The 26,290-nt window shown below is 60.9% G+C and carries 22 protein-coding genes; 2 read left to right on the top strand and 20 right to left on the bottom strand.

The annotated features are described in order from the left end of the window. Positions 1-17: 17 nt before the first annotated feature. The 4 genes from mdoH to pip all read right to left on the bottom strand — a co-directional run bounded on the left by mdoH (position 18) and on the right by pip (position 5,990). Positions 18-2,588, bottom strand: a complete 2,571-nt coding sequence (gene mdoH, locus FIV38_RS15335) for a glucans biosynthesis glucosyltransferase MdoH (RefSeq protein WP_092232855.1) — start codon at positions 2,586-2,588, stop codon at positions 18-20. Continuing rightward, positions 2,581-4,317 carry a glucan biosynthesis protein G gene (locus FIV38_RS15330; RefSeq protein ID WP_029295974.1) on the bottom strand — a complete coding sequence of 579 codons (1,737 nt, stop codon included), beginning with the start codon at positions 4,315-4,317 and terminating at the stop codon, positions 2,581-2,583. The genes mdoH and FIV38_RS15330 overlap by 8 nt, the downstream gene beginning before the upstream one ends. Before the next feature lie 267 nt (positions 4,318-4,584). Further along, entirely contained in the window at positions 4,585-5,022 is a 438-nt protein-coding gene (dtd, locus tag FIV38_RS15325; RefSeq protein ID WP_029295971.1) for a D-aminoacyl-tRNA deacylase, read from the bottom strand. Beyond that, the gene (gene pip / locus FIV38_RS15320) at positions 5,019-5,990 is read right to left on the bottom strand and encodes a prolyl aminopeptidase (protein ID WP_029295970.1); all 972 of its coding nucleotides are present in this window, start codon (positions 5,988-5,990) and stop codon (positions 5,019-5,021) included. Before pip ends, dtd begins: the two co-directional genes overlap by 4 nt. A gap of 301 nt (positions 5,991-6,291) precedes the next feature. Between pip and FIV38_RS15315 the strand changes: the two genes are divergently transcribed. Then, complete coding sequence (locus FIV38_RS15315; protein WP_092232852.1) at positions 6,292-7,275, top strand: hypothetical protein; 984 nt, start codon at positions 6,292-6,294, stop codon at positions 7,273-7,275. A 48-nt stretch (positions 7,276-7,323) separates the two neighbouring features. Here FIV38_RS15315 and hutG read toward each other — a convergent pair whose 3' ends face one another. The 12 genes from hutG to hutC all read right to left on the bottom strand — a co-directional run bounded on the left by hutG (position 7,324) and on the right by hutC (position 22,007). Continuing rightward, positions 7,324-8,127 (bottom strand): N-formylglutamate deformylase, encoded by an 804-nt coding sequence (gene hutG / locus FIV38_RS15310; RefSeq protein ID WP_092232849.1) that lies wholly within the window; start codon positions 8,125-8,127, stop codon positions 7,324-7,326. A gap of 11 nt (positions 8,128-8,138) precedes the next feature. Then, entirely contained in the window at positions 8,139-9,344 is a 1,206-nt protein-coding gene (hutI, locus tag FIV38_RS15305; RefSeq protein ID WP_092232846.1) for an imidazolonepropionase, read from the bottom strand. 15 nt (positions 9,345-9,359) lie between these two features. Then, a complete protein-coding gene (locus tag FIV38_RS15300; RefSeq protein ID WP_070995908.1) occupies positions 9,360-10,769 on the bottom strand; it encodes an amino acid permease in 1,410 nt (469 codons plus the stop codon). Positions 10,770-10,950: 181 nt separating this feature from the next. Then, positions 10,951-12,489 carry a histidine ammonia-lyase gene (hutH, locus tag FIV38_RS15295; protein WP_092232843.1) on the bottom strand — a complete coding sequence of 513 codons (1,539 nt, stop codon included), beginning with the start codon at positions 12,487-12,489 and terminating at the stop codon, positions 10,951-10,953. 19 nt (positions 12,490-12,508) lie between these two features. Next, entirely contained in the window at positions 12,509-14,032 is a 1,524-nt protein-coding gene (hutH, locus tag FIV38_RS15290) for a histidine ammonia-lyase (RefSeq protein WP_092237275.1), read from the bottom strand. 143 nt (positions 14,033-14,175) lie between these two features. After that, positions 14,176-15,000, bottom strand: coding sequence for a quaternary amine ABC transporter ATP-binding protein (locus tag FIV38_RS15285; protein WP_050492906.1), 825 nt, complete (start codon positions 14,998-15,000; stop codon positions 14,176-14,178). Beyond that, a complete protein-coding gene (locus FIV38_RS15280; RefSeq protein ID WP_070995909.1) occupies positions 14,997-15,848 on the bottom strand; it encodes an ABC transporter permease in 852 nt (283 codons plus the stop codon). The genes FIV38_RS15285 and FIV38_RS15280 overlap by 4 nt, the downstream gene beginning before the upstream one ends. A gap of 72 nt (positions 15,849-15,920) precedes the next feature. Then, entirely contained in the window at positions 15,921-16,889 is a 969-nt protein-coding gene (locus FIV38_RS15275; RefSeq protein WP_029295953.1) for an ABC transporter substrate-binding protein, read from the bottom strand. Positions 16,890-16,957: 68 nt separating this feature from the next. Continuing rightward, complete coding sequence (locus FIV38_RS15270; protein WP_092232840.1) at positions 16,958-18,415, bottom strand: purine-cytosine permease family protein; 1,458 nt, start codon at positions 18,413-18,415, stop codon at positions 16,958-16,960. Between the two features lie 157 nt (positions 18,416-18,572). Beyond that, entirely contained in the window at positions 18,573-20,258 is a 1,686-nt protein-coding gene (hutU, locus tag FIV38_RS15265; protein ID WP_070995911.1) for a urocanate hydratase, read from the bottom strand. Between the two features lie 412 nt (positions 20,259-20,670). Continuing rightward, on the bottom strand, positions 20,671-21,231 hold the full coding sequence (locus tag FIV38_RS15260; RefSeq protein ID WP_092232837.1) for a HutD/Ves family protein: 561 nt from the start codon (positions 21,229-21,231) through the stop codon (positions 20,671-20,673). Beyond that, a complete protein-coding gene (gene hutC / locus FIV38_RS15255; protein ID WP_169877429.1) occupies positions 21,228-22,007 on the bottom strand; it encodes a histidine utilization repressor in 780 nt (259 codons plus the stop codon). Before hutC ends, FIV38_RS15260 begins: the two co-directional genes overlap by 4 nt. Before the next feature lie 78 nt (positions 22,008-22,085). Here hutC and FIV38_RS15250 point away from each other — a divergent pair, with 78 nt between their 5' ends. After that, positions 22,086-23,450 (top strand): formimidoylglutamate deiminase, encoded by a 1,365-nt coding sequence (locus FIV38_RS15250; RefSeq protein WP_092232831.1) that lies wholly within the window; start codon positions 22,086-22,088, stop codon positions 23,448-23,450. On the opposite strand, the gene FIV38_RS15245 is transcribed toward FIV38_RS15250, so the two are convergent. The 4 genes from FIV38_RS15245 to FIV38_RS15230 form a co-directional block, all read right to left on the bottom strand. Next, a complete protein-coding gene (locus FIV38_RS15245) occupies positions 23,447-24,373 on the bottom strand; it encodes a LysR substrate-binding domain-containing protein (protein ID WP_092232828.1) in 927 nt (308 codons plus the stop codon). The two genes, FIV38_RS15250 and FIV38_RS15245, sit on opposite strands and share 4 nt — an antisense overlap. After that, positions 24,373-25,221: an EamA family transporter gene (locus FIV38_RS15240; RefSeq protein ID WP_092232825.1), complete on the bottom strand. Its 849-nt coding sequence runs from the start codon at positions 25,219-25,221 to the stop codon at positions 24,373-24,375. Before FIV38_RS15240 ends, FIV38_RS15245 begins: the two co-directional genes overlap by 1 nt. A 172-nt stretch (positions 25,222-25,393) precedes the next feature. Continuing rightward, positions 25,394-25,963: a lipocalin family protein gene (locus FIV38_RS15235; RefSeq protein ID WP_029295936.1), complete on the bottom strand. Its 570-nt coding sequence runs from the start codon at positions 25,961-25,963 to the stop codon at positions 25,394-25,396. Between the two features lie 30 nt (positions 25,964-25,993). After that, positions 25,994-26,248: a hypothetical protein gene (locus FIV38_RS15230; RefSeq protein WP_029295934.1), complete on the bottom strand. Its 255-nt coding sequence runs from the start codon at positions 26,246-26,248 to the stop codon at positions 25,994-25,996. Between the last annotated feature and the right edge of the window lie 42 nt (positions 26,249-26,290).

The following is a 26,290-nucleotide window of genomic DNA, read 5'->3' as shown; positions in this document are numbered from 1 at the left end:
TCTCGGGGGCGTCTGAATCAGGCAGGTTGCACCTGGGAGGACAGCGGCTTGAGCGGCAGCAACGGCGCATGGGGATCGGCCTTGACCGACTCGCGCCAAGCGCCAAGCCATTCGGCGTGCCCTTCGCTCCAGACCTGCTCATGCAAGCGAGCCAGGGCCACCGGGTCGCTGAGCAACGCCACGCGCTCGTTGTTGTTCAGCCCAGCCGGGCCGACTTTCAACGCATGGCGCACGCGATCGGTACGCAGCCACTCAATCGGCTCCGCCTGACCATGGCGCGAGGTTGCCAGGGCGCAGGCCAGGGCGTTCTGTTGCGGATCGACCACTGCCCGTACAAAACCGTCGTTGAGTGCATGCCAACGGTTTTCGTGGGTGTAGAGGTCGGTCGACAGCAGCGCCTGCGGCGGATTGTATTCCTCGGGGATCAGGAACAGGCTTTCGTCGCGAGACTTGAGGCCCAGCTTGACCCGGCTGGAGATCACCGAGACCGGGATCGACAGCATCAACGAACCGACAATCGGCACCAACCACCACAGGAAGCTAGGGTTCAACCACACCACCAGCAGTGCCCAGAAGAAGCCCAGCAAGGTCTGCGGGCCGTGGCGCTTGACCGCCTCGCTCCATGGCGTGGAGTCGTCGTCACGTTGCGGCGAATTCCAGGTCGCAGCCCAGCCGAGGAACGCGGCGAGTACAAAGCGGGTGTGGAAAATCATCCTTACCGGCGCCAGCAGCATGGAGAACAACATCTCCAGCAGCATCGACAAGGTCACCTTGAACTTGCCACCGAACTCTTTCGCGCCCTTGGCCCAGATCAGGATGATGCTCAGCAACTTGGGCAGGAACAGCAGCACGATGGTGGTGGAGAACAGTGCCACCGCCTTGTCCGGGTGCCATTGCGGCCACAGCGGGTACAACTGGCGTGGCGCCATGAAGTACTGCGGCTCCATCAGGGTATTGACCGCCAGCAGGGCCGTGGACAGCACCAGGAACAGGAACCACAACGGCGCCGACAGGTAGGACATCACGCCGGTGAGGAACACCGCACGGTGTACCGGGTGCATGCCCTTGACCAGGAACAGGCGGAAGTTCATCAGGTTACCGTGGCACCAGCGACGGTCACGCTTGAGTTCGTCCAGCAGGTTGGGCGGCAATTCTTCGTAGCTGCCGGGCAGGTCATAGGCAATCCACACGCCCCAGCCGGCACGGCGCATCAGCGCTGCTTCAACAAAGTCGTGGGACAGGATGGAGCCAGCGAACGCACCTTTACCTGGCAATGGCGCCAGGGCGCAATGCTCGATAAACGGCTTCATGCGGATAATAGCGTTGTGGCCCCAGTAGTGGGATTCACCCAACTGCCAGAAGTGCAGGCCGGCGGTGAACAGCGGGCCATAGACGCGGGTGGCGAACTGCTGCATGCGCGCATACAGGGTGTCCATGCCCGAAGCCCGTGGCGCGGTCTGGATGATCCCGGCGTCCGGCGTGGCTTCCATCAGGCGCACCAGGCTGGTCAGGCATTCGCCGCTCATCACGCTGTCGGCGTCGAGGACCACCATGTACTTGTAGTCACCGCCCCAGCGACGGCAGAAGTCGTCGAGGTTACCGCTCTTGCGTTTGACGCGACGGCGACGGCGGCGATAGAAGATCTTGCCAAAGCCACCGGCTTCGCGGCAGACGTCGAGCCAGGCTTGCTGCTCGGCGATGCAGATATCGGCGTCGTTACTGTCGCTGAGCACGAAGAAGTCGAAACGATCGAGGTCACCGGTAGCGGCCACCGACTCGAAGGTCGCGCGCAGGCCGGCAAAAACCCGCGGCACGTCTTCGTTGCAGATCGGCATGACCAGCGCGGTACGGGCATCTTTCGGGATCGGCTCGTCGCCGGCGCTTTTGCCGGAGATGCGGTACTTGTCGTGACCGGTGAGCAGCTCGAGGAAGCCCATCAGCGCGGTCCAGAAACCTGCCGAAACCCAGCAGAACAAGATCCCGAACATGATCAGGATGCTGGTTTGCAAGGCGTATGGCAGTACCTGGGTGGCCGTTTGCAGCAGGGTCTGGTTGCGCACCTCGTCAAAGTCGACGAAGGACCAGCCCTGGTAAGGCATGATGCCTTTCATGTACCAGCCGGCCACAATCGTCTGGCCGAGCATCAGCACCAGCAGGATATAGCGGCGGATCGAACCGACCGTGCGCCAGCGCGCAGCCGGCAGCACGCGTTCGTCTTTGGGCGGCGCAGGCGGGTTGCTGCGGCCGGTCAGCCGGCGCCAGCCGCGCACCAGGATATTGGTGCGCCAAGGCTCGGGCACCACCCTGGTACGGCGGATCGGCGGCGTAGCCTTGAGGCAAACCCGACCTGCGGCGTCGAGCACCAGCATTTCGGCGTCTTCGAGCTCTTCGGCCGTGTTGAGGGTCAAGCGGCGGCCAACCGACGCCTGCGCGGCGTCCACCGGTGCGTCAAAGGTCGACGACGACAGGCGCTCGTGCAGTTCGGAGAAGGACTTGCAGCCCGCCAGTTCGGCGCGCTGCTCGTCGGTCATCGGAAGATGCGCCAGATACTCGGCAAGAGTCTCTGGCTGGACTGGGGAGTTACTCATCGGCAGGCAACTGATTGCTCCAGGTTTCAGTCAGGACTTGTTCTGTCTTGACCGGTTCCGGGGTGGCTGGGGCAGCTTCTGGCTGCTTGTCTTGCTTGTCCTTGGCATCTTTCTTGGCCTGTTTCTCGTGTTGCTTGGCCAGGACTTTGTCAGCCTTCAGGACTTGGGTGGAAGCCTGCTCTGGCTCAGGCTTGACGATGTCCTGGACCAGGGCCGCACGCATTTCGGTCGGCTTGCCTGCGTCCTTGATCTTCAAGCGCAGGGTCAGGCGCCAGCCTTTGGTGTGCGGGTTGTAGCGCACGCTGTTTTCCACGACTTCGCCGTTTTCGCCGACGCTGACCTGGCTGCGCACTGCCGCATCGGGCTTCAGGGCCTTGAGGGACGGGCCCTCGAAGTCCACCAGATAGGCCACGCTGCCGTCTGGCTGGCGGATCAGGTTCGATTGCTTCACGTCACCGGTCGAACGCAGGGTCTGCTTGACCCAGGCGCTGTCTGGCGAGTGGAACGGTGCGTCGTTGAGCGTCCAGTGCAGGCGGTAGGCGATATCCAGCGGCTCACCGGGCTTGGGCAGCTCGGCCGGGCTCCAGAACGCAACGATGTTGTCGTTGGTCTCGTCGGCAGTCGGGATCTCTACCAGGTCGACGGAACCCTTGCCCCAGTCGCCTTCAGGCTCGATCCAGGCGCTTGGGCGCTTGTCGTAGTTGTCGTCGAGGTCTTCGTACTGGCTGAAGTTGCGACCGCGCTGCAACAGGCCGAAACCACGCGGGTTTTCTACCGAGAAGTTGCTGACCGACAGGTGTTTTGGGTTGTTCAGCGGGCGCCAGATCCACTCGCCGTTGCCGGCATGGATCGACAGACCGCTGGAATCGTGCAGTTCACGACGGTAGTTGAGCACTTTGGACGGCTGGTTCGCGCCGAACAGGAACATGCTGGTCAACGGGGCAACCCCCAGTTTGCTGACCTTGTCACGCAGGAACATCTGCGACTTGACGTCAACAATGGTGTCGGTACCCGGGCGCAGGATCAGGCGATAGGCGCCAGTGGCCCGTGGCGAATCCAGCAAGGCAAAGATCACTAGGTGCTTGTCACCCGGTTTTGGACGCTCAATCCAGAACTCGGTGAAACGCGGGAACTCTTCGCCGGACGGCAGCGCGGTATCGATCGCCATGCCACGGGCGGACAGGCCATAGACCTGGTCCTTGCCCACGACGCGGAAGTAGCTGGCGCCGAGCATGGTCATGATTTCGTCTTGCTTGTCGTCCTTGTTGATCGGGTACAGCACGCGAAAGCCGGCATAACCCAGCTGATCGGTGGCTTTAGGATCAAACGTGACGTCGCCGAAATCGAAACGAGTCGGGTCGTACTTGATTTCCTGGACGTCGGTCGCGGTGATTTCGTTGATCTTCACCGGCGTGTCGAAGTGCATGCCCTGGTGATAGAACGACAGCTTGAACGGGGTTTTCTGATCGGCCCACTCGGCTTTTTCATTGCGGAAACGAATTTTCTGGTAGTCAGCGAATTTCATTTCGCGGAATTCGTTCGGCAGATTGCTGCGCGGGGCTTCGTACTTCTGCCCGGCCAGCTCTTTTGCCTTGGCCGACACATCGTCCAGACTGAATGCCCACAGTTGACCCGCGCCGAACAGGCAAAACAGGGCGGAGCCCGTCACCAGTGCGTTTCGTAACCGTTTGGCAGACAATTTTGGTGCATTACAGGGACTAACAATCACGAGCAACCCTCGCCGAAAACAGATCAAAAAACCAACGGCCAGCTATCTATATGCCAGGTTGGCGAGCATTGTTCCGACTCCGATGGGGCTAAATGATTCCCCAAGGGCGAGCGGACAAGTCTCTACCTAAATCAAAATTGGACCAATTTACGCTGATCCCCGTAGCGCGCGATTATCTAGTAGCCCGTGAGATAACGCAGCAGGGGCAGCGAAGTATTTGTAGCGAAAACTTGGGTTTTTGCGCATTAAAAGTCGTTTTTCATACAATCAGGTCTGCAAAAGGAAGGTGACCGGCCCGTCATTGACCAGATGTACCTGCATATCCGCGCCAAAACGCCCCGATGCCACCGTGCCATGCAATTGTTGCGCTTGTAGCAGCAAGTGCCCAAAAAGCGCCTCGCCCAACGCCGGAGGCGCCGCCGTGGAGAAGCTGGGACGCAGGCCACTCTTGGTATCGGCCGCCAGGGTGAACTGGGACACCAGCAGCAAACCACCGCCAATATCCTTCAACGACAGGTTCATCTTGCCGTCGTCGTCACTGAACACCCGATAGTTAAGCAGCTTATGCAACAGCTTGTCGGCACTGGCCGCTGTATCTGAAGGCTCGACGGCCACCAGCACCAGCAAACCCTGGTCTATCGCCCCCACCACTTCGCCTGCCACCTCGACCCGGGCGCCGCGCACCCGTTGTAAAAGCCCCTTCATGCTTCTTCTGGCGGCAGATCAAGCAGGCGCCGTGCCATCTCGTTCGTGGCTCGCACCAGCGCATCGGTGATTCCAGGCTCGGCGGCAGAATGACCCGCCTCGCGGATCACCTGCAATTCGCTGTTCGGCCAGGCTTGATGCAATTCCCAGGCATTGTCCAGCGGGCAGATCATATCGTAGCGGCCATGCACGATGACGCCCGGCAGATGAGCGATCTTGTGCATGTCGCGAATCAGCTGGTCGGGCTCCAGGAAGGAGTTATGGGTGAAGTAGTGGCACTCGATACGCGCAATCGACAAGGCGCGCTGGGGCTCGGAAAAACGCTCGATCAACTGCGGGTTGGGGCACAGGCCCAACATGCGGCCTTCCCAGGTGGACCAGGCCTTGGCGGCATGCATCTGGGCGATCTGGTCGTTGCCGGTCAGGCGCTTGTGGTAGGCGCTGATCATGTCGTGGCGTTCTTCCACAGGGATTGGCGCGATGTAGTCCTGCCAGTAATCGGGGAACAGACGGCTCGCGCCGGCCTGGTAGAACCACTGGATATCCTGGGGGCGGGCCAGGAAAATGCCGCGCACGATCAGGCCAAGCACACGCTCGGGGTGGGTTTGCGCATAGGCCAGGGCCAGGGTCGAGCCCCAGGAGCCGCCGAACAGCACCCACTTTTCAATGCCCAGGTGCTCGCGAATGCGCTCAAGGTCAGCGACCAGATCCCACGTGGTGTTGTTTTCCAGGTTGGCCCGTGGCGTGGAGCGCCCGCAACCGCGCTGGTCAAAGGTGACGATACGGTACAGGTTGGGATCGAAATAGCAGCGGCTGTTGGCATCGCAGCCGGCGCCGGGGCCGCCGTGGATGAAAACTACGGGCAAACCTTGCGGGGAACCACTTTCGTCGACATACAGCGTGTGGGTTTCATCGACGGCCAGATCGTGCCGGGCGTAGGGTTTGATCTGCGGGAACAAAGTCTGCATTGCGCGCTCCGTAAGGGGTCGGGTCCATCCCTGGGGGGACGTCTATTATTTTGCCGTCTGGCATCATAAACCCGAATTGTGCAATGAGCATGTTCTTGAGGGCTTGGATCTGTGTCAGCAGATCTGCCTGCCAAGGCGCTGCTTCTTTTACGCAGACACAGATACCCTCCATAATCCCTCTTGGCGCTATATCCAAATATTATAAAAAACTGTCAACTATGACAGTCGACACCTCCTTATAACGGCATTTAAATCATGACAACCGCCTTGCGGAATTTCACGGCCACAGGAGAGTTGCGCCATGTCCACTCAAATAATCCAGGATGAGTTCATAGAATACTTTACGGCCGATCTGATTTTTTCCAGCCATACGGAAAAAATCACCGCCGATAAAGCAAGTATTGACAGCTATGATATTTCCGGCACCGACTGCTGGAAAATAACCGCCGCCGAAAACACCATAAACGAAACAACCTACAGCGACGAAGTCAATTTATTCCAGTTCTTTCTTGATAAGAACTCAACCAGCTTCGATCATGCACTTGCCACGCCCGAACCGTATCCCGTCATGACGAAAAACAGCGGCTACTTTTATAAATACACAGACAGCCCTGACGATATAGATAAAGAAGTTGATACAGCCAATAACTTTCCTCTGCGCAACGGTTGGATAACGTATCAATGGAACACGGACAAAACCTACTTGCGCGGAACATTTGACCTGACCGTCGAAAACCCGGGCGTCTCTAGCTTTAGAATAATGGGCGGTTTTAACCTGAAGAAGGGTGGCGTGCACCGTATCAAGACAAACGAGGAGTTTGTGGCTAGCGTGCAGTATCCGACCAGCAATTTAGAATTCAAAGCCGTTAAAGTCAGGGTTGAGCCCCCCGAAGGCACCTCAGAAGACGCCTGCTGGAAAATCGAGGCCTTTCAGGAAATCGTAGAAGGCGGGGCGATCAAGGAAGTACAGGGGATCCATTTATACATTGCGCGAACCCCTCTGGAGGACAATCAGCCGATGGCACCTGCCAAAAGCCTCCCCGCAACTCAAAAAAACAGCGCCAGCTTTTTTAGAATTATTGACCACATTCCCGACGCTCAAAACAAGATCGATACCACTGTTGACTACCTCGGTATTTCGGGACACATCAGCTATCGCTGGGAGAGTGGCAGGAAAAGAGTCCTGGGCGAGTTCAGCGTCCTGGTTGTCGCGCCCGATAAAACAAACATTCAAATACGCGGCCACTTCAACGTATTAACCGGCCCCCCACGTCTTATTTATTGAGGCTCGGAGATTAAAGATGCGATCTTTTTTCAAAGATCGCATCCGCCTTTATTTGGCATACTGCCGGCATCCCCAACCCAGCATGCTCTTCAATAACTCCATAAGCACTCGACGTGTCGGTTCGGCCAAATCCGCCCGATAACGAAACGGCTCAAACTCCTCCATATACGTGCACTGCCCCAGCTCCAGTTGCACTGCATGGATAGCCTGCGCCGGGTTGCCGTAATGCCGGGTGATATGCCCGCCTTTGAAACGCCCGTTCAGCACATGGCTGTATTGCGGGTGCGCCGCGCAGATCGCTTCCAACTGGCTGGCCAACCCGGGATCGCAGGCGGCACCGTTGAACGTGCCGAGGTTGAAGTCCGGCAACTTGCCGTCGAACAGGTGCGGGATGACTGAGCGGATAGAATGCGCATCGAACAGCAATGCGTAGCCGAATTCGGCCTTGAGCCGCGCCAGTTCGCGCTGCAGGGTCTGGTGATAGGGCGTCCAGATCTGCTCCAGGTAGGTCGCCCGTTCCTCTTTCGACGGCTCCTTGCCTTCGCTGAACAACGGCACGCCATCAAACAACGTCGCTGGAAACAGGCCTGTGGTCGCGCCGGCATACAGCGGCTTGTCGTCAGATGGCCGGTTAAGGTCGATCACAAACCGCGAATACTCGGCCGCCAGGGTGCTGGCCCCCAGCTCTGCCGCAAAATCGTACAGCGTGGGGATATGCCAGTCGGTATCCGGCAGGCTTTGTGCCTCGGGGATCAAGCCCGCCGCCACCGCAGGCGTCAGGCGCAGGCCGGCATGGGGCATGCTGATCAGCAGCGGGGTGCTGCCTTGTTTGAAGTTCAGAACCTTGTCCACAACGCTACTCCTTACACAGTGACGTCGACGCCATGGCGCACAACGCGTTTATCCAGCTCGCCGCCCAGCCAGTAGGCCAGGTCGGCGGGGCGATCGATCTGCCAGGCGACAAAGTCCGCCACCTTGCCCACTTCCAGCGAGCCGTGGGTGTCACCCATGCCCAGCGCCGTGGCGGCATGCCGGGTGGCGCCGGCCAGGGCTTCTTCCGGGGTCATGCGGAACAAGGTGCAGGCCATGTTCAACATCAGGCGCAGCGACAAGGCCGGTGAAGTGCCGGGGTTGAGGTCGCTGGCAATCGCGATCTTCACCCCGTGCTTGCGCAAGGCATCCATCGGAGGCAACTGGGTTTCACGCAGGAAATAGAACGCCCCCGGCAATAGCACGGCGACAGTGCCGGAGGCGGCCATGGCGATGGCATCTTCTTCGGTCATGAATTCCAGGTGGTCCGCCGACAGCGCCTGATACCGCGCCGCCAGGCTGGAGCCGTGCAGGGACGACAATTGCTCGGCGTGCAGCTTGACTGGCAAGCCCAAACGCTGGGCAACCTTGAACACACGCTCAACCTGCTCGGTGGAAAACGCCAGGTATTCGCAAAACGCATCCACGGCATCCACCAACCCTTCAGCGGCCAGGGCTGGCAGCATCTCGTTGCAGATATGCTCGATGTAGTCGTCGGCACGGTCCTTGTACTCCGGCGGCAACGCATGGGCCGCCAGGCACGTGGCACGCACGCTGACCGGCAGCTCCCGGCCCAGGCGCCGGGCCACCCGCAGCATCTTGCGCTCGTTGGCCAGGTCCAGGCCGTAGCCGGACTTGATCTCCACGGTGGTCACGCCATCGCGCAGCAAACTGCGCAGGCGCTTGCGGCTGCTGTCGAACAGCTCGTCTTCGGTCGCTGCACGGGTGGCGCGCACGGTGCTGGCAATGCCGCCACCGGCTGCGGCGATCTCGGCGTAGCTCACGCCCTGCAAGCGCTGCTCGAATTCACCGCTGCGGTTGCCGCCAAATACCGTGTGGGTATGGCAGTCGATCAGCCCCGGCGTGACCCACGCCCCCTGCAGGTCATGGGTCTGCCCGTAGTCGCCACTGGGCAGCTCGGCCCGTGGGCCGATCCACTCGATCAGCGTGCCGGCCGTGACCATCGCGCCATCCTCGATGATCGAGTACTCGCCCTGGGCCATGGTTGCGATGTGGCAGTGTTGCCAAAGCGTTTTCATCAACGCCTCCCTAAGTTATCGATGAGACAAAGCCGGGTCGTAATGGACCTTGGCCGCTTGCCCGGCTGCAGGCTTGACCCACAGCAGGTAGGCGACGACCAGCAGCACAATCCATGCGGCACCCACCAGCAGCGCGGCCTGGGTGTCCGGGAAGTAGCCCAGTACGCCAAAAATAAACAGCATGAAGACAATGGCCGCCGCCGGCGCATAGGGCCAGAACGGTACCGGGAATTTCAGTTCGGCGATCTGTTCCTTGCTCATCGAGCGGCGCATTGCCACCTGCGTGACCAGGATCATCAGCCATACCCAGACGGTGGCGAAGGTGGCAATCGAGGCAATCACCAGGAACACGTTTTCCGGGATCAGGTAGTTCAATACCACGCCGCCCAACAGCGCAGCGCCCATCACCACCACGGTCATCCACGGCACACCGTGGCGCGACAGTTGCGCAAAGCCCTTGGGTGCCTGCCCTTGCTGGGCCAGGCCGTACATCATGCGGCCTGCGCCGAAGATGTCACTGTTGATGGCCGAGACCGCCGCCGAGATCACCACGATATTGAGGATGGTCGCCGCCGAGCCAATCCCCAGGTTGCTGAAGATCTGCACGAACGGGCTGCCCTGGCTGCCGATCTGCGGCCATGGGTAGATGGCCATCAGCACAAACAGGGTCAGCACATAGAACAGCAGGATGCGCAGCGGCACCGCGTTGATCGCCTTGGGGATTACCCGTTGCGGGTCCTTGGCTTCACCCGCAGTGATGCCAATGATTTCGATGCCGCCAAAGGCAAACATCACCACCGCAAACGAAGCGATCAGGCCGCCCACGCCATTGGGCATGAAGCCGCCATGGGCCCACAGGTTGCTCAAGCCACTGGCTGGCGCGTCACCGGCCGAATGCACGCCGAACAGCATGATGCCGAAGCCACCGAGGATCATCGCGACAATCGCGCCGACCTTGAGCAGCGACAGCCAGAATTCCATCTCGCCAAACACCTTGACGTTGCACAGGTTCAGCCCGCCGATCAGCAGGACAATGCCGAGCACCCAGACCCAGCGTGCGACTTCGGGAAACCAGAAGCCCATGTAGATGCCGAAGGCCGTGACGTCCGCCAGGCAGACGATGATCATCTCGAATGCGTAGGTCCAGCCGAGGATAAAGCCGGCCATCGGGCCCAGGTAGGTGCTGGCGTACTGGCCGAAGGAGCCAGACACCGGATTGTGCACGGCCATTTCACCGAGGGCGCGCATCACCATGAACACCGCAGCGCCACCGATCAGGTAGGCCAGCAACACCGCCGGGCCGGCCATCTGGATGGCCGAGGCGGAGCCGTAGAACAGCCCGGTGCCGATCGCCGACCCCAGTGCCATGAAGCGAATATGGCGGGCGGTCAGTCCGCGTTTGAGACCTTGTGCTTGCTGGTGCATTTCTCGTCCCTAATTATTGTTATCCAGAGAGAATCCGAACCTATGGACGATCACCTGTGGGAGCTGTCGAGCCTTGGCGAGGCTGCGATGGCGGCGGCACAGGCAACATTTACATTGCCTGGTCCACCGCTATCGCAGCCTCGCCGGGCGAGACAGCTCCCACACGGGATCGGGGGAGTGTTTAGAGGCTTGGCAGCAACTTGGCGGGTACCAGCTCATTCAGGCAGCGGCTGGCCAACAACTCACTGGCGGCATTGATGTCCGGGGCGAAGAAGCGGTCCTTGTCATAGAACCCTACTTTGGCGCGCAGGATCCCGCGGGCCTGTTCCAGCTTCGGCGAGGTTTTCAGGCCATCGCGCAGGTCCAGGCCCTGACACGCGGCCAGCCATTCCACCGCGAGAATGCCACGGGTATTTTCAGCCATTTCCCACAGGCGCTTGCCAGCAGCCGGGGCCATGGAGACGTGGTCTTCCTGGTTGGCCGACGTCGGCAGGCTGTCGACGCTATGGGGATGGGACAGCGCCTTGTTCTCACTGGCCAAGGCCGCAGCAGTTACCTGGGCGATCATAAAGCCGGAGTTCACCCCGCCGTTGCCCACCAAAAATGGCGGCAGTTGCGACATGTGCTTATCCATCATCAACGAAATACGGCGCTCGCTGAGGGAGCCGATTTCAGCGATGGCCAGGGCCATGTTGTCGGCAGCCATCGCCACCGGTTCGGCGTGGAAGTTACCGCCGGAGATCACATCACCCTCGGCGGCAAATACCAGCGGGTTATCCGACACTGCGTTGGCTTCGACCACCAACACCTCGGCCGCCTGGCGGAACTGGGTCAGGCAGGCGCCCATGACTTGTGGCTGGCAACGCAGGGAGTACGGGTCTTGCACCTTGTCGCAGTTCTGGTGGGACTGGGACACCTGGCTGCTGTCGCCGAGCAGGTCGCGATACGCGGCCGCCGAGTCAATCTGCCCACGCTGGCCACGGGCCGCATGAATGCGCGCGTCGAACGGCGAGCGCGAGCCCAGCACGGCTTCGACGGTCAGGCCACCGCAGGCGATGGCGGCGGCAAACAGGTCTTCGCCTTCAAACAGACCGCGCAGGGCGTAGGCGGTGGAAACCTGGGTGCCGTTGAGCAGCGCCAGGCCTTCCTTGGCGGCCAGGGTCAGAGGCGTGAGGCCGGCGACTTTCAGCGCCTCGGTGGCCTCCAGCCATTGCCCTTTGTAACGCGCCTTGCCTTCGCCCAGCAGCACCAGGGACATATGGGCCAGCGGCGCCAGGTCACCGGAAGCACCCACCGAGCCCTTGAGCGGAATATGCGGGTAGACCTCGGCGTTGATCAGGGCGATCAGCGCGTCGATCACCTTGCGGCGAATCCCGGAGAAACCCCGGCTCAGGCTGTTGACCTTGAGCACCATCACCAACCGCACCAGCGCATCGCTGATCGGTTCACCCACCCCGGCAGCGTGGGACAACACCAGGGAACGCTGGAGGTTTTCCAGGTCTTCGCTGGCGATACGGGTCGAGGCCAGCAAGCCAAAACCGGTGTTGATGCCATAGGCAGTGCGGTTCTCGGCAAGGATCTGCTCGACACAGGCAACACTGGCTTCGATCTGCGCCGTGGCGCTGTCATCCAGGCTGAGGGTTACCGGCTGCTGGTAGATGTCACGCAGTTGGGCAAGGCTCAGTTGGCCTGGAATCAGATTTAGCGCGGTCACATTCATGCTCCTTTTGAAATAGGGTTCAGTGCACATTCGGTAAAGCGTGGTTCAGCAAATCGGTGTTCTTGAGCAGCGTGGCAGCGGTCGCGATATCCGGCGCCAGCCAGCGGTCCTGTTCATAGGCCGGGACCTGCTCGCGCAGCAGGCGCCAGGCGGTGTGGGTGCCGGCGCCGAAGCGTTGCTCCTTGAGGAACTCAAAGGCCTGGGCCGCCAGCAGGTATTCGATGGCGAGGATCTGGGTGACGTTGTCCAGCACCGCGTGCAGTTTGAGCGCGGCATTGGTGCCCATGCTCAGGTGGTCTTCCTGCAGGCCCGAGGTGACGAAATTGTCGAGCACCGCCGGCTGCGCCAGTTGGCGATTCTGCCCACAGAGGGAAGCGGCGACGTACTGCACGATCATCATCCCCGAGTTAACCCCGGGGTTGCTCACCAGGAATGCCGGCAGGCCGCTGACGTGGGGGTTGATCAGGCGGTCCAGGCGGCGCTCGGCGATGGCGCCGATTTCCGCCATGGCGATGGCCAGCATATCCGCCGCCAATGCCACGGACTGGCCATGGGGGTTGGCTTGGGACACCACCCGGTAGTTGTCCGGCGTGCCCAGCAGCAAAGGGTTGTCGGTGGCGCCGTTGAGTTCGGTCTCGATCTGCCGGGTGGCGTGCTCCAGTTGATCGCGGGCAGCGCCATGGACCTGGGGGATCGAACGGATGCTGAGCGCGTCCTGGGTGCGAATGCCCTTGCTCGCGGCAATCACCTCACTGCCATCGAGCAAGGCCCGCAGGTTGCTGGCGACCTGCTGCATGCCCGGATGCGGCTTGAGGGCGATGACCTGCTCGTCGAATGCGTCGATCTGCCCGCGCTGTGCTTCAAAGCTCATGGCACCGATCACATCGGCCCATTGCAGCAAATGGTGGGCATCGGCCAGGGCCAGGCAGCTCAGGCCGCTCATGCACGGCGTACCGTTGACCAGGCTCAGGCCGTCCTTGGCGCCAAGCACCACGGGCTGCAGGCCTTCGGCGGCCAAGGCGGCCTGGGCGGTAACGATCTGCCCGCGATAACTAACATTTCCTACACCCAGCAAGGCAATGCCGATATGGGCCATATGGGTCAGGTAGCCCACCGAGCCCTGGGACGGTACTTGCGGGGTGATGCCATGGTTGAGCAGCGCCAGCAGCGAATGCACCACCTGCGGATGCAGGCCGGATTTGCCCTGGCTGTAGTTGATGACGGCGGCGCAGATGATGGCGCGGGTCTGTTCATTGCTCAGCGGCGCACCGACACCGCAGGCGTGGCTAAGCAAGGTGTTGCGCGACAACTGGCTCAGTTGCTCGCCCTTGAGCGACACATTGCACAGGGCGCCCAGGCCGGTGTTGACGCCATAGGCGCGCTCGCCGCTGGTGACGATGCGTTGCACGATGGCCTGGGCATTATCGATGCGCGCCCAGGCCTGGCCCGACAGCTGCAGTTCGGCGCCGAAACGAGCGACGGCGACTACGTCCTGCCAGTGCAGGGGGGTGTCGGCGATGATGATTTTTTTTGCCTGGGACATCTTCATACCTTCTTCAATTCTTTTGCAGCCTTGCCGGCCTCATCGCGGGCAAGCCCGCTCCCACATTTTGATTTGTGAATGCATTCAAATGTGGGAGCTGGCTTGCCTGCGATGGGGCCAGCGGCCTCACTGCACCTGCTGGCTCAGACCACCGCCGCCCGCCGCTGAACAAACCGGTCCACATACTCATCCGCCGGCGAATGCAAAATCTCCCGCGGCGTACCGACCTGGATCAGCTTGCCGTCCTTGAGGATCGCGATGCGGTTGCCGATACGCACGGCCTCGTCCAGGTCGTGGGTGATAAACACGATGGTCTTGTGCAAGGTCTTTTGCAGCTCCAGCAACTGGTCCTGCATCTCGGCACGGATCAGCGGGTCGAGGGCGCTGAACGCCTCGTCCATCAGGATGATGTCGGTGTCGGCCGCCAACGCACGGGCCAGGCCCACCCGTTGGCGCATGCCGCCCGACAGTTGGTGCGGGTATTTGTTTTCGTAGCCCTTCAAGCCCACGGTCTGGATCCAGTGCAACGCGCGCTCGGTGCACACTGGCTTGCTTTCGCCGCGCACTTTCAGGCCGTAGGCCACGTTGTCCAGCACGCTCTTGTGGGGCAACAGGCCGAAGCTCTGGAACACCATGCTGATCTTGTGCCGACGGAACTGGCGCAAGGCGTCCATATCCAGTTGCAGAATGTCTTCACCGTCCACCAGGATCGCGCCGCTGGTGGGGTCGATCAGGCGGTTGAAGTGGCGCACCAGCGTGGACTTGCCAGAACCCGACAGGCCCATGATCACAAAGATCTCGCCAGTGCCGATGCTCAGGGACAGGTCATTGACGCCCACCACGCAACCGGTCTGCGCCAGCACCTGGTCCTTGGTCTGGCCTTGGCCAATAAGTGCCAGGGCTTCTTTTTCCCGCGCGCCGAAAATCTTGAAGACGTTTTTAACTTCGATCTTGCTGACAGTAGTCATTTGCTCGCCTCATGCCGTGGACGACCATAGGCCTGGGTAATGCGGTCGATGACCACTGCGAGAATCACAATCGCCAGGCCGGCCTCCAGGCCACGCCCGACGTTGAGGGTCTGGATGCCGACCAGTACGTCTTCCCCCAGGCCACGGGCGCCGATCATCGAGGCGATCACCACCATCGACAGGGCCATCATGGTGGTCTGGTTGATCCCGGCCATGATGCTTGGCAGGGCCAGCGGCAGTTGCACGCCGAACAGCTGCTGCCAGCGGTTGGCGCCGAAGGCATTGATGGCTTCCATCACTTCGCGGTCCACCTGGCGAATGCCCAGGTCGGTCAGGCGTATCAGCGGTGGCGCGGCGTAGATCACCGTGGCGAAAATCGCCGGCACCTTGCCCAGGCCAAACAGCATCAATACCGGGATCAGGTACACGAAGCTGGGCATGGTTTGCATGATGTCCAGCAGCGGCATCAGCACCGAGCGCAGGCGATTGCTGCGCGCCGAGAGAATGCCCAGGGGAATGCCGATCAGCACCGAAATCACCGTGGCTACCATCATCAGGGCCAGGGTCTGCATCAGTTTGTCCCACAGGCCGACCGCGCCGACCAAGAACAGCAGGCCGACGATCACCGCCGTGGTCACGACCTTGCGGGTAGCGTGCCAGGCAACGCCGCCGACAATCGCCAGCATCAGCCACCAGGGCGCCATGCGCAGCAGGCCTTCCAGGTTGACGATGGCCCACAGCAAGGTGTCGGAGATCTGCCGGAACACATCACCGTAGTTGGTCACCAACCCATCGACCCAACCGTTGACCCAGTCGGCGATGGAAAACGTAAAACTCTCAGGAAACATAGCGTGCTCTCGATCCAGTGGAGTGTGGCCGGGTGTCCGGCTGCCTTTTCAGGGTAGCCGGGAGCACTGTGCCTACAAGGCCGCGTCGATTTTCTTGGCTGCGTCTTCACTGACCCAGGCGTGCCAGACTTCCGGGTGTTCCTTGAGGAAAATCTTCGCCAGCTTCGCTGAGTCAATGCGCTCTTTGCTCATGCGCGCCAGGTTCTGGTTGAGCAGGTCGATCGGCAGGTTGACCTTTTCCAGCACCGCCACCAGTTCCGGGGCCTGCTCGTGGAAGGTCTTGGACAGGCCGACCTTGATGGTCACGCTTTTGTCCACGCCGGGTTTTTCGTCGAGTTTGACCAGGTCCACCTGGCCCATCAGCGGCGTTGGCGACCAGTAGTAGAACAGGATCGGCTCGCCACGCTTGTAGCTCGACAGCACTGCCGCATCCAGCGCCGGGCCGGTGCCTGGGCGGAAGTTGGTGTAGGAACTTTCCAGGCCATAGCTCTTGAGCATTTCGCTGTTGTCCAGCTCGCAGGTCCAGCCGGCCGGGCAGTTGTAGAAGCGGCCTTTGGCAGGTTCTTCCTGGTCCTTGAATACCGCAGAGTACTTGGCCAGGTCGGCAATGTTTTTCAGGTCCGGCGCCTTGGCCTCAAGCTTGCGCTTGGCGTCGCCTTCGATCACATAACGCGGCACGTACCAACCTTCAACCGCGCCGACCACGGGGGCGCCGACGCCGACGACTTTGCCGGCCTTCTCGGCTTTCTTCCACACTTCGCTGCGGCCGACCCACTCCTCGGCGAAGATCTGAATATCGTTGCTGCCCAGGGCGTTTTCCATGGTGATGGAATTGCCCGGCAGGCTATCGGTTTTGCAGTCGTAGCCTTTTTCCAGGACCACTTGCAGGACGTCGGTCAGCAGCATGCCGCTTTCCCAATTCAGGCCGGCGAACTTCACCGGTTTGCCTGACTCGCACCAGCCGGCCGCCTGGGTGGCGCCAGCGCTGGCCAGCAAGCCTGCGGCGAGCAATGGGGTCAGCAGGGTCTTATGCATTTTCATTGTGTGACGCTCCCAATCATGAAATGGATTACGGCAGTCAAAAGGCATCCTGCCTCGTCCACGTCCCATCAGGCTTGTGCAAGCTGCCCGGTTGTTGTTGGTGTAGCGCCCTGCTCTACCGGCAGGATCAGTCGCTGCGGAATCTCGCCGTGCCATTTTTTTGCACACACGTAATACAGGGCGGCAGGCAGTACCAGGCCGATGATCCAGGAAATATCCACACCCCCCAGGCTGGCTACCAGGGGGCCGGTGTAGAACTTGGTGGCGATGAACGGCAACTGCACCAGCACACCGAACACATACACGCTGATACCCAGCGGGTTCCAGCGGCCATAGCGACCATTCGGATCGGCCAGCGCCGGCACGTCATAGCGATCGCGGGTGATGCAGTAGTAGTCCACCAGGTTGATCGCGCTCCAGGGCGTAAAAAACGCCAGCAAAAACAGGATGAAGGACTTGAACGCACTGAGGAACGAGTGCTGGCCGAGCAACGCGATCAGGGTCGCCGCGCCGACGATCAACAGCACGAAAACCAGGCGCTGCACACGCGTCACCTCCATGCGCCCACGAAAACCGCTGACGATGGTCGCAATACACATGAAGCTGCCGTAGGAATTGAGCGTGGAGATGGTGACCTTGCCGAACGCGATGCTGAAGTACAGCAGCGCCGCCGTAGCACCGGTGCCGCCCAGGCCCACGATGTAGGCCACTTCGTTACCGGCAAATTGCCCGTTGGACATGGCGGCGGCAAACACGCCGAGGATCATCGCCACCTGCGCACCAATGACCGAGCCTGCGCCTGCGGCCAGAAAGGTTTTCACCGAAGACGTGTTGCTCGGCAGGTAGCGTGAGTAGTCAGCCACATAGGGCCCGAAGGCGATCTGCCAGGAGGCCGCAAGCGACACCGCGAGCAGGAAGCTGGACCAACTGAAGTGGCGGATTTGCAGGAGTGCGCCAACATCGGTCTGGCTCATCAGGCGGCTGAACAGGTAGACAAAGGCAACCACCCCAATGACGCTGGCGACACGGCCGATGAAATGGATCACCCGATAACCGAGCACCGTGACCAGCACGATGACACTGGCAAAGATAAGGATGCCGAGGCTGTCACTGACCCCGAACAACTGGCCCAGTGCCTGGCCGGAAAGCACAGTCCCGGTGGCGGTGAACCCCAGGTACATCAAGCACACCAGCACCATCGGAATGGCCGCGCCATATACCCCGAACTGCACCCGGCTGGAGATCATCTGCGGCAGGCCAAGCCGTGGTCCCTGCGCCGCATGCAATGCCATCACCGCGCCGCCCAGCAATTGGCCGATCAACAGACCGATCAACGACCAGAACACATCACCGCCCAACACCACGGCCAGGGCCCCGGTGACAATCGCGGTGATCTGCAGGTTGGCCCCCATCCAGAGGGTGAACTGGCTAAATAGACGACCGTGTCTTTCCGCTTCCGGGATGTAGTCGATCGAACGCCTTTCGATCAACGGGGTGGAGCTTGCACGTGCGTCTTTTGCAGCCATGGGGGTTCAACCTCTAATGGATTGTTTTCTGGTTCACTGCAGATCAAATGTGGGAGCGGCGGTGCGACGGTTCGACTTGCTCGCGAAAGCAGGGGGTCAGCTAACGCTTGCGGTGACTGATACACCGCATTCGCGAGCAAGCCCGCTCCCACATTAGTTACTTGATCATCGGGAGGTTGAGGCCCTGCTCCTTGGCGCAGTCGATAGCGATCTGATAGCCCGCATCGGCGTGGCGCATTACCCCAGTGGCCGGGTCGTTGTGCAGCACGCGGGCAATCCGCTCGGCGGCTTCGTCGGTACCGTCGCAGACAATCACCATCCCCGAATGCTGGGAGAAGCCCATGCCTACGCCGCCACCGTGGTGCAGCGAAACCCAGGTCGCACCGCTGGCGGTATTGAGCAGGGCATTGAGCAGAGGCCAGTCGGACACGGCATCGGAACCGTCCTGCATGGATTCGGTTTCGCGGTTGGGGCTGGCCACCGAACCGGAGTCCAGGTGGTCACGGCCGATCACCACCGGCGCCGACAGCTCGCCGCTGCGCACCATCTCGTTGAATGCCAGGCCAAGCTTGGCGCGTTGGCCCAGGCCGACCCAGCAGATGCGCGCCGGCAGGCCCTGGAAGCTGATGCGCTCGCGGGCCATGTCCAGCCAGTTGTGCAGGTGGGCGTCGTCGGGGATCAGCTCTTTGACCTTGGCGTCGGTCTTGTAGATATCTTGCGGGTCGCCCGACAGTGCCGCCCAACGGAACGGGCCGATGCCACGGCAGAACAACGGGCGAATATAGGCCGGCACAAAACCCGGGAAGTCGAAGGCATTTTCTACGCCCTCTTCTTGTGCCATCTGACGGATGTTGTTGCCGTAGTCGAAGGTCGGAATGCCTTGTTTCTGGAACTCGAGCATCGCTTTGACGTGCACGGCCATCGACTGTTTGGCCGCCTTGATCACGGCGGCGGGCTCGGTCTTGGCGCGGGCGCGGTACTCGTCCCAGGTCCAGCCGGCTGGCAGGTAGCCATTGAGCGGGTCGTGGGCGCTGGTCTGGTCGGTGACCATGTCCGGGCGTACGCCGCGCTTGACCAGTTCCGGGAGAATTTCGGCAGCGTTGCCCAGCAGGGCGATGGAGATGGCCTTGCCTTCCTTGGTGTACTTGGCGATGCGCGCCAGGGCGTCGTCGAGGTCGGTGGCTTGTTCGTCGACATAGCGGCTGTTCAAGCGGAAGTCGATGCTGACCTGCTGGCATTCAATGTTCAGCGAGCACGCGCCGGCCAGGGTCGCGGCCAGAGGCTGGGCACCGCCCATGCCGCCGAGGCCGGCGGTGAGCACCCAACGGCCTTTGAGGTTGCTGTCGTAATGCTGGCGACCAGCCTCAACGAAGGTTTCGTAGGTGCCCTGGACGATGCCCTGGCTGCCGATGTAGATCCAGCTGCCGGCGGTCATCTGGCCGTACATGGCCAGGCCCTTGGCATCCAGTTCGTTGAAGTGCTCCCAACTGGCCCAGTGCGGCACCAGGTTGGAGTTGGCGATCAGTACGCGGGGCGCGTTGCTGTGGGTCTTGAACACGCCCACCGGCTTGCCGGATTGCACCAGCAGGGTTTCGTCGTCGTTCAGGTGGGTGAGGCTTTCGACGATCTGGTCGTAGCACTCCCAGTTACGCGCCGCGCGGCCGATGCCACCGTATACCACCAGCTCTTTGGGGTTCTCGGCCACTTGCGGGTCGAGGTTGTTCATCAGCATGCGCAGCGGTGCTTCAGTCAGCCAGCTTTTGGCGGTAAGCGTGTTGCCACGGGCGGCGCGGATTTCAACGTCGCGGTACTTGGTAGGCTTGTTCTGGGAAAAGTCAGTCACAAAAAACTCCTCAGCAATCGATGCGCGAACACGATGGTGCGAAGAGGATGTCCAGCGACTCTTATGCACACACCTTTACTTGTACATACAAGCATATGCAATCAAGCGGCCAACTTCTGCGCCATGTGCCTAAGATTTTCTTGTGGGATGCGTGTAAGCCTCGGAAAACAAGGCTTCCGGGCTTGATGAAATTTCTTACAGAGGGGTTTTGAAGTGCCGGGGGATTGCTACTGAAGCAGGGCATTGCGCCATGCTGGGGCATTCGGTAACAACTTGGTGCGGGACTGGAAACAGATTTTGTAGCCTATGAAGATCCAAATGTGGGAGCGGGCTTGCTCGCGAATGCGGTGTGTCAGCTAACGCTTGCGGTGACTGATACAGCGCATTCGCGAGCAAGCCCGCTCCTACATTTTTAATCGCGTGCGGTCAGTTCGATCACACAGCAACGGCCAATGATGCTGAACTCCAGCAGCCCGGTGTTACCGTCCACCTGCAAACAATCATGATGCCCCAGCACTTGGCCCAGCACCTTCACCTCATCCGCCACACTGAACACCAGCACGGTGTGCGCGGTGCTGAAAAACTGCTGCACACCATCCACCCACTGCAAACGCGCGTGGTAACGCTGGGGCGAATAGATCAGGTTGAAATCGCGAATCGGCCCGGTGATCAGGCGGCACGCCACCTGGCTTTCACCGCTGAAGGCAAACGGTTGCAGCGGTAACAACCCGCGCTGCTCCTCACCGTCCACCGTCAACACCATGCCCGCGCCCTGGATCACGGTGATGACCCGCTGATACCCGGCAAACGTGGAAAAGCCGCCCGACTCGCCAATATCGGCAATCGACAGGCGCCAGCCAAAGCCGTCGAGACCATGGCCAGCGTCACGGGTGATTTCTTCGGTGCTACCGCCACCGTTCTTCCACGGCATACGCACGTAATCGGCAGCACGCCAGACCTTTACTGCATTCATTTGCTGAAACGTCCTTCGAGGCTATGACGGGAGCCGGGGTGGATCAGTCGCGCAGCGGTCACCGGCTGGCGGCCGGACCAAGTGCGCCGACGAATCAACAGGCATGGCTCGCCGGCCTCGATCTGCAGCAGCTTGCACTCCTGCGGGTCGGCCAGGATCGCTTCCACCACATGCTCACCCTCGGTCAGCGGTGCCACCTGGTTGAGATAGGCATAGGGGGTTTGCTGGGTGAAATCCTGTTGCAGGTATTCAGGGGCGACCAGGGCGTTGACGAAGCGGTCTTCGATTTGCACCGGGATATCGTTTTCGTAGTGCACGATCAACGAGTGGAACACCCGCCCGCCTTCACGCATCTCCAGGGCCACGGCACGTTCGGAGCCAGCGGCCTCTTCGCCCAGGGTAATGACTTTGCAAGTGTGGCGGTGGCCGCGGGAGGCGATCTCATCGGCGATGTTATGCACCTCGAACAGCGCCGACTGGCTCTTGGGCTCGGCGACGAAGGTGCCGACGCCTTGCATGCGCACCAGCAGACCTTCGGCGGTCAGCTCCCGCAGCGCCCGGTTGATGGTCATGCGGCTGAAGCCCAGTTGGTTGACCAACTCGCTTTCCGACGGCACGCGATAGTGCGGCGGCCAGTTGCCGTTGAGAATCTGCTGGCTGATCATCTGCTTGACGCGGGCATACAAGGGCGCCGGACTTTCGTCCATGTGGGCAGCCAGCGGGGACTTGGCGGGCGGAGTCGGCACGGGGAATCCTTGCAGGGGGAAAAGATGCATAGATTGCCGGAGTTTACCGAGCAGGCAAACGTCTGTATATGTATATACAAATAAACACACGACCGGGGTGCCTTGATCATGTCCGCTTTCTTTGCCGAACGCGCGCTGCTGCCTAATGGATGGGCCACTGATGTACGTCTTGAAGTCAGCGCCGACGGCCTGCTGACCAACGTAACGGCCAATGCCAGCGCAGACGGCGCCGAACGGCTCAGAGGCCCGTTGTTGCCGGGCATGCCGAACCTGCATTCCCATGCATTCCAGCGGGCTATGGCAGGGCTGGCGGAAGTCGCCGGCAACCCCAATGACAGCTTCTGGACCTGGCGCGACCTGATGTACCGCATGGTCGGCCAGATCAGCCCCGAGCAACTGCAAATCATCGCCCGCCAGCTGTATATCGAAATGCTCAAGGCCGGCTACACCTCGGTCGCCGAGTTCCACTATGTACACCACGATGTCAGCGGCCAGCCGTACGCCGACCCCACCGAACTGTCACGCCAGATCAGCCTGGCGGCGGCCAGCAGCGGGATCGGCCTGACGTTGCTGCCGGTGCTGTACAGCCACTCGGGCTTTGGCGGCCAGGCGCCGAACGAAGGCCAGCGGCGGTTTATCAACAGCACCGAAAACTACCTGGACCTGCAAGCGCGTTTGCAACCGATAGTGGCCGCGCAACCGGCACAGCAACTGGGCCTGTGTTTCCACTCATTGCGCGCGGTAACGCCACAACAGATCAGCACAGTCCTGGCCGCCAGCGACCAGGCCTGCCCGGTGCATATCCACATCGCCGAACAGCAAAAGGAAGTCGATGACTGCCTGGCCTGGAGCGGCAAGCGCCCGCTGCAATGGCTGTATGACAATGTCGAAGTGGACCAGCGTTGGTGCCTGGTACATGCCACCCACGCCAACCCTGAAGAAGTGACGCTGATGGCCCAGAGCCGAGCGATTGCCGGGCTGTGCCTGAGCACTGAAGCCAACCTGGGCGACGGGATTTTCCCGGCGGTGGACTTCCTGGCCCAGGGCGGGCGCATGGGGATTGGCTCAGACAGCCATGTGTCATTGAGCGTGGTCGAGGAACTGCGCTGGCTGGAATACGGCCAGCGCCTGCGCGACCAGCGGCGTAACCGGCTGTATCGCAGCGATCAACCGATGGTCGGGCGTACGTTGTTCGACGCCGCCCTCGACGGCGGCGCCCAGGCCCTGGGCCAGCCGATTGGCCGCCTGGAAGTGGGCAAGCGCGCCGACTGGCTGGTGCTGGACGGCAACGATCCGTACCTGGCGACGGCCAGTGAAGACGGGATTCTCAACCGCTGGCTGTTCGCCGGGGGTGATCGGCAAGTGCGTGATGTGCTGGTCAATGGCCAGTGGGTGGTACGCGATGGGCGGCATGCTGGCGAGGAAGAAAGCAGCCGGGCCTTCACGCAGGTTCTTAGAGACCTACTGTCCTAACAGCTACAGATTTGCGGACACTGCTCGCGGACTTCTCCCACAAACTCATCGGCAGTCGCCTTGAGCCAAGCAAATAGCCGGGCGATATCCGGCTCAGACTGTCGCCCGTTTCGACAAATGATGTAGTACGCCGCCGGTGACATCATCACCGGACCGTTCAACGCCAGCAGGCTCCCCTCTTTCAGCGCGTCATACACCAGCGCCGTCCTGCCCAGGGCAATCCCACTGCCTTTTGCCGCCAGGCTGATGGCCTGGCTGGAATCCGGAAATCGCGGGCCACGGTGATACGGTGGAGCCGCCAGTGCCTGGAACGCAAACCAGCTTTCCCAGCCCGGGCACACTTGATCGTCGACCCGGTGGATCAGCGGGTGCCGGGCGATATCCGCCAACGCAATATCGCCATTGCCCCGCACAAACGCCGGCGAACAGACGGGGAACACGGCATCACGCATCAGCAGTTCGACATGATGCTCCGGATAGTCGCCGTACCCCATCACCACGGCTACGTCGTATTGATGGGCGCCCAGGTTATCCGTACTGGTCAACACCAGGTCCAGGTTGAACGAAGCCTCGGTATGCGAGCCGTGCAGCCTGGGGATCAGCCATGTCGAGCAGAGGGACGAGGTACACGAAAGGTAGAGCGGTTGAGGTGTGTCCGGGCGCAGGGAGTGCAGCACGCCATCCAGCTCGCGGAAAAATCCAGCGGTCACCGGCAGCAAGGCCTGCCCCGCTTCAGTCAGCGTGACGCCCCGCGAGTGGCGCTCGAACAACTGCACGTCCCACCACGCTTCCAGGCCCGCAATCTGATGGCTGATGGCACTGGCTGTGAGGTTGAGTTCAGACGCCGCACGCGCAAAGCTGCCACATTGCGCAGCGCTGACAAAGGCTTGAAGCATAGGAGTCGGTGGCGGGCGCTGGGCCATCAGGTGCTCACTTTGATCAGGATGATCCCGCAAACTATCACCAGCGCCGAAAGCATCCGCCGCCAGCCGAACCGCTCACGAAAGAACAGCGCAGCAATAATGGCGCCGATGATAACACTGGTTTCCCGCAGTGCTGAGACCTTGGCCACCGCGTCCAAGGACAGCGCGAACAACACCAGGCCGTAGGACGCCAGGTAAAAAACCCCGCCCAACATGCCCACCCGCCACTGCCGGGCAATCGCCTGGACAAACTGCGTACGCGCCTTGAGAAACGCCAGCAACGGGATCGGAATACTCTGGAACACCGTCAAGTAAATGATGTATTGCAGCACCGTCTCACTGGCTCTTACACCCTTGGCGTCCACCACCGTGTAGGAGGCAATAAACACCCCGGCGCCCACCGCCATCAGGATCGGCCGGAGCATGAGCGCCGTCATCTTGCGCACAAACGTCAGGCTGATGATCCCCAGGCAAATCAACAACACCCCTGCCAGCGCCTGGAAAGACAGGTGTTCGTGCAGCAGAAAGTAGGAAAACAGCGCGACCAGTACCGGCGGTACGCCGCGCATTACCGGATAGACCTGGCCAAAGTCGCCCGTTTCATAGGCCTTGATCAAAAACAGGCGATAGACCGTATTTAGCACCACCGAGAGCAGTACATAGCTCCACACTTGCAGGCTCGGCACATCGACCAACGGCAGCGCCGCAAGGCAGATCAACAAAGCCGTGCCATCGACCAGAGCCAGGGTCATGAAGCGGCTGCTGCCGGCCCGGACAACGGCGTTCCAGGTGGCGTGCATAAAGGCGGAGATCAGGACCAGGGTGATCGCAATATCGGAGTTGTCCATGGAGTCGGCTGTTCAGAGGAAAAGGCGGGTATTTAACTCAGCCTCGCGCATTGGCCAGAAGCGAATCCTCATCAGCACAGCCATCAAAATCCATCATGGTTCCCGACGTGGTCAAACCCTGCGGGCAAAAAAAGGGCGGGTTTATTAAAAAACCCGCCCTTTCTATTTCGCATTACTGCGACGTCTTGCTCATCTGCTTATCCGACGTACGCCAGATCAAACGCGTGGTGTCGTAACCCTGCTGGCGTGCCCTGCTGAGCAGGTCTTCGCGGGTGTCGGCGCTGACGGTCGGCGTGCGCGACAGCAGCCACATGTAGCGCCGGCTCGGGCTGCCGACGATGGCGGTCTTGTAGTCGTCGCTGACGTACAACACCCAGTAATCGCCCTTGGCCACGCCCGGCAACAGCGCGGTGAACCAGTTATTGAATTCGACCCACAACTTGTCGGTCTTGCCCGGTACTTGCGGCGTGGCCGTGCCCTTGGCTTCTTCCCACTTCCACTCGGTGGTCAGGCAGCGGTTGAACACTGACATGTCGCCATCGGGCAGCAGGGAGTAACGGGCCTCGGACTGCGCGCAGTTACGCTGGAAGTACATGGGCAGGCGGGCCAACTCGTACCAGGTGCCCTGGTAACGCTTGAGGTTGACGCTGCCGACGGTCTTGGGTTGCAGATCATCGCCAGAATGGCTGGCGCAGCCTGCCAAAAACAGGCTGGCGCAAAGGTATAAAACGAAACGCATCATTCTTCTTCTCCCGCAGGCTTGCGCCCCGGTTTACTTCAGGCCTTGCCCGGAAAACATCAGAACTTTGTCACCGGCGTACTGCACGCTGATAAAGCTGGTTTTATCGCCCCAGGTGCAACTGGACATGCCCAGCGCGCCGGAACAATCGGTGGGCTTACCCAGCAACGACTCCACTTCAGCCTTGGCCATGCCAGCCGAGAGCTTTTGGTAGTTTTCCTGGGTGACCTTGCTGCAAGCGGCCAATAGGACGCAAAAGCACAAGAGTGCGAGACGGCGTAACGACATGGTAGAGCTCCTGGAGGGACACGCAGCAGTGGGGGTCTGCCA

This window comes from Pseudomonas proteolytica (assembly GCF_007858275.1).
Lineage (GTDB): Bacteria > Pseudomonadota > Gammaproteobacteria > Pseudomonadales > Pseudomonadaceae > Aquipseudomonas > Aquipseudomonas proteolytica.
The sequence above is the reverse complement of the archived record's forward strand: the minus strand, read 5'-3'. Positions and strand labels throughout refer to the sequence as shown.

Excerpts from the sequence above, each read along its gene's own strand:
- mdoH (WP_092232855.1), bottom strand. The coding sequence starts at position 2,588 with ATGAGTAACTCCCCAGTCCAGCCAGAGACTCTTGCCGAGTATCTGGCG.
- dtd (WP_029295971.1), bottom strand. The coding sequence starts at position 5,022 with ATGAAGGGGCTTTTACAACGGGTGCGCGGCGCCCGGGTCGAGGTGGCA.
- pip (WP_029295970.1), bottom strand. The coding sequence starts at position 5,990 with ATGCAGACTTTGTTCCCGCAGATCAAACCCTACGCCCGGCACGATCTG.
- FIV38_RS15315 (WP_092232852.1), top strand. The coding sequence starts at position 6,292 with ATGTCCACTCAAATAATCCAGGATGAGTTCATAGAATACTTTACGGCC.
- hutI (WP_092232846.1), bottom strand. The coding sequence starts at position 9,344 with ATGAAAACGCTTTGGCAACACTGCCACATCGCAACCATGGCCCAGGGC.
- FIV38_RS15300 (WP_070995908.1), bottom strand. The coding sequence starts at position 10,769 with ATGCACCAGCAAGCACAAGGTCTCAAACGCGGACTGACCGCCCGCCAT.
- hutH (WP_092232843.1), bottom strand. The coding sequence starts at position 12,489 with ATGAATGTGACCGCGCTAAATCTGATTCCAGGCCAACTGAGCCTTGCC.
- hutH (WP_092237275.1), bottom strand. The coding sequence starts at position 14,032 with ATGTCCCAGGCAAAAAAAATCATCATCGCCGACACCCCCCTGCACTGG.
- FIV38_RS15285 (WP_050492906.1), bottom strand. The coding sequence starts at position 15,000 with ATGACTACTGTCAGCAAGATCGAAGTTAAAAACGTCTTCAAGATTTTC.
- FIV38_RS15280 (WP_070995909.1), bottom strand. The coding sequence starts at position 15,848 with ATGTTTCCTGAGAGTTTTACGTTTTCCATCGCCGACTGGGTCAACGGT.
- FIV38_RS15275 (WP_029295953.1), bottom strand. The coding sequence starts at position 16,889 with ATGAAAATGCATAAGACCCTGCTGACCCCATTGCTCGCCGCAGGCTTG.
- FIV38_RS15270 (WP_092232840.1), bottom strand. The coding sequence starts at position 18,415 with ATGGCTGCAAAAGACGCACGTGCAAGCTCCACCCCGTTGATCGAAAGG.
- FIV38_RS15260 (WP_092232837.1), bottom strand. The coding sequence starts at position 21,231 with ATGAATGCAGTAAAGGTCTGGCGTGCTGCCGATTACGTGCGTATGCCG.
- hutC (WP_169877429.1), bottom strand. The coding sequence starts at position 22,007 with ATGCATCTTTTCCCCCTGCAAGGATTCCCCGTGCCGACTCCGCCCGCC.
- FIV38_RS15250 (WP_092232831.1), top strand. The coding sequence starts at position 22,086 with ATGTCCGCTTTCTTTGCCGAACGCGCGCTGCTGCCTAATGGATGGGCC.
- FIV38_RS15245 (WP_092232828.1), bottom strand. The coding sequence starts at position 24,373 with ATGGCCCAGCGCCCGCCACCGACTCCTATGCTTCAAGCCTTTGTCAGC.
- FIV38_RS15240 (WP_092232825.1), bottom strand. The coding sequence starts at position 25,221 with ATGGACAACTCCGATATTGCGATCACCCTGGTCCTGATCTCCGCCTTT.
- FIV38_RS15235 (WP_029295936.1), bottom strand. The coding sequence starts at position 25,963 with ATGATGCGTTTCGTTTTATACCTTTGCGCCAGCCTGTTTTTGGCAGGC.
- FIV38_RS15230 (WP_029295934.1), bottom strand. The coding sequence starts at position 26,248 with ATGTCGTTACGCCGTCTCGCACTCTTGTGCTTTTGCGTCCTATTGGCC.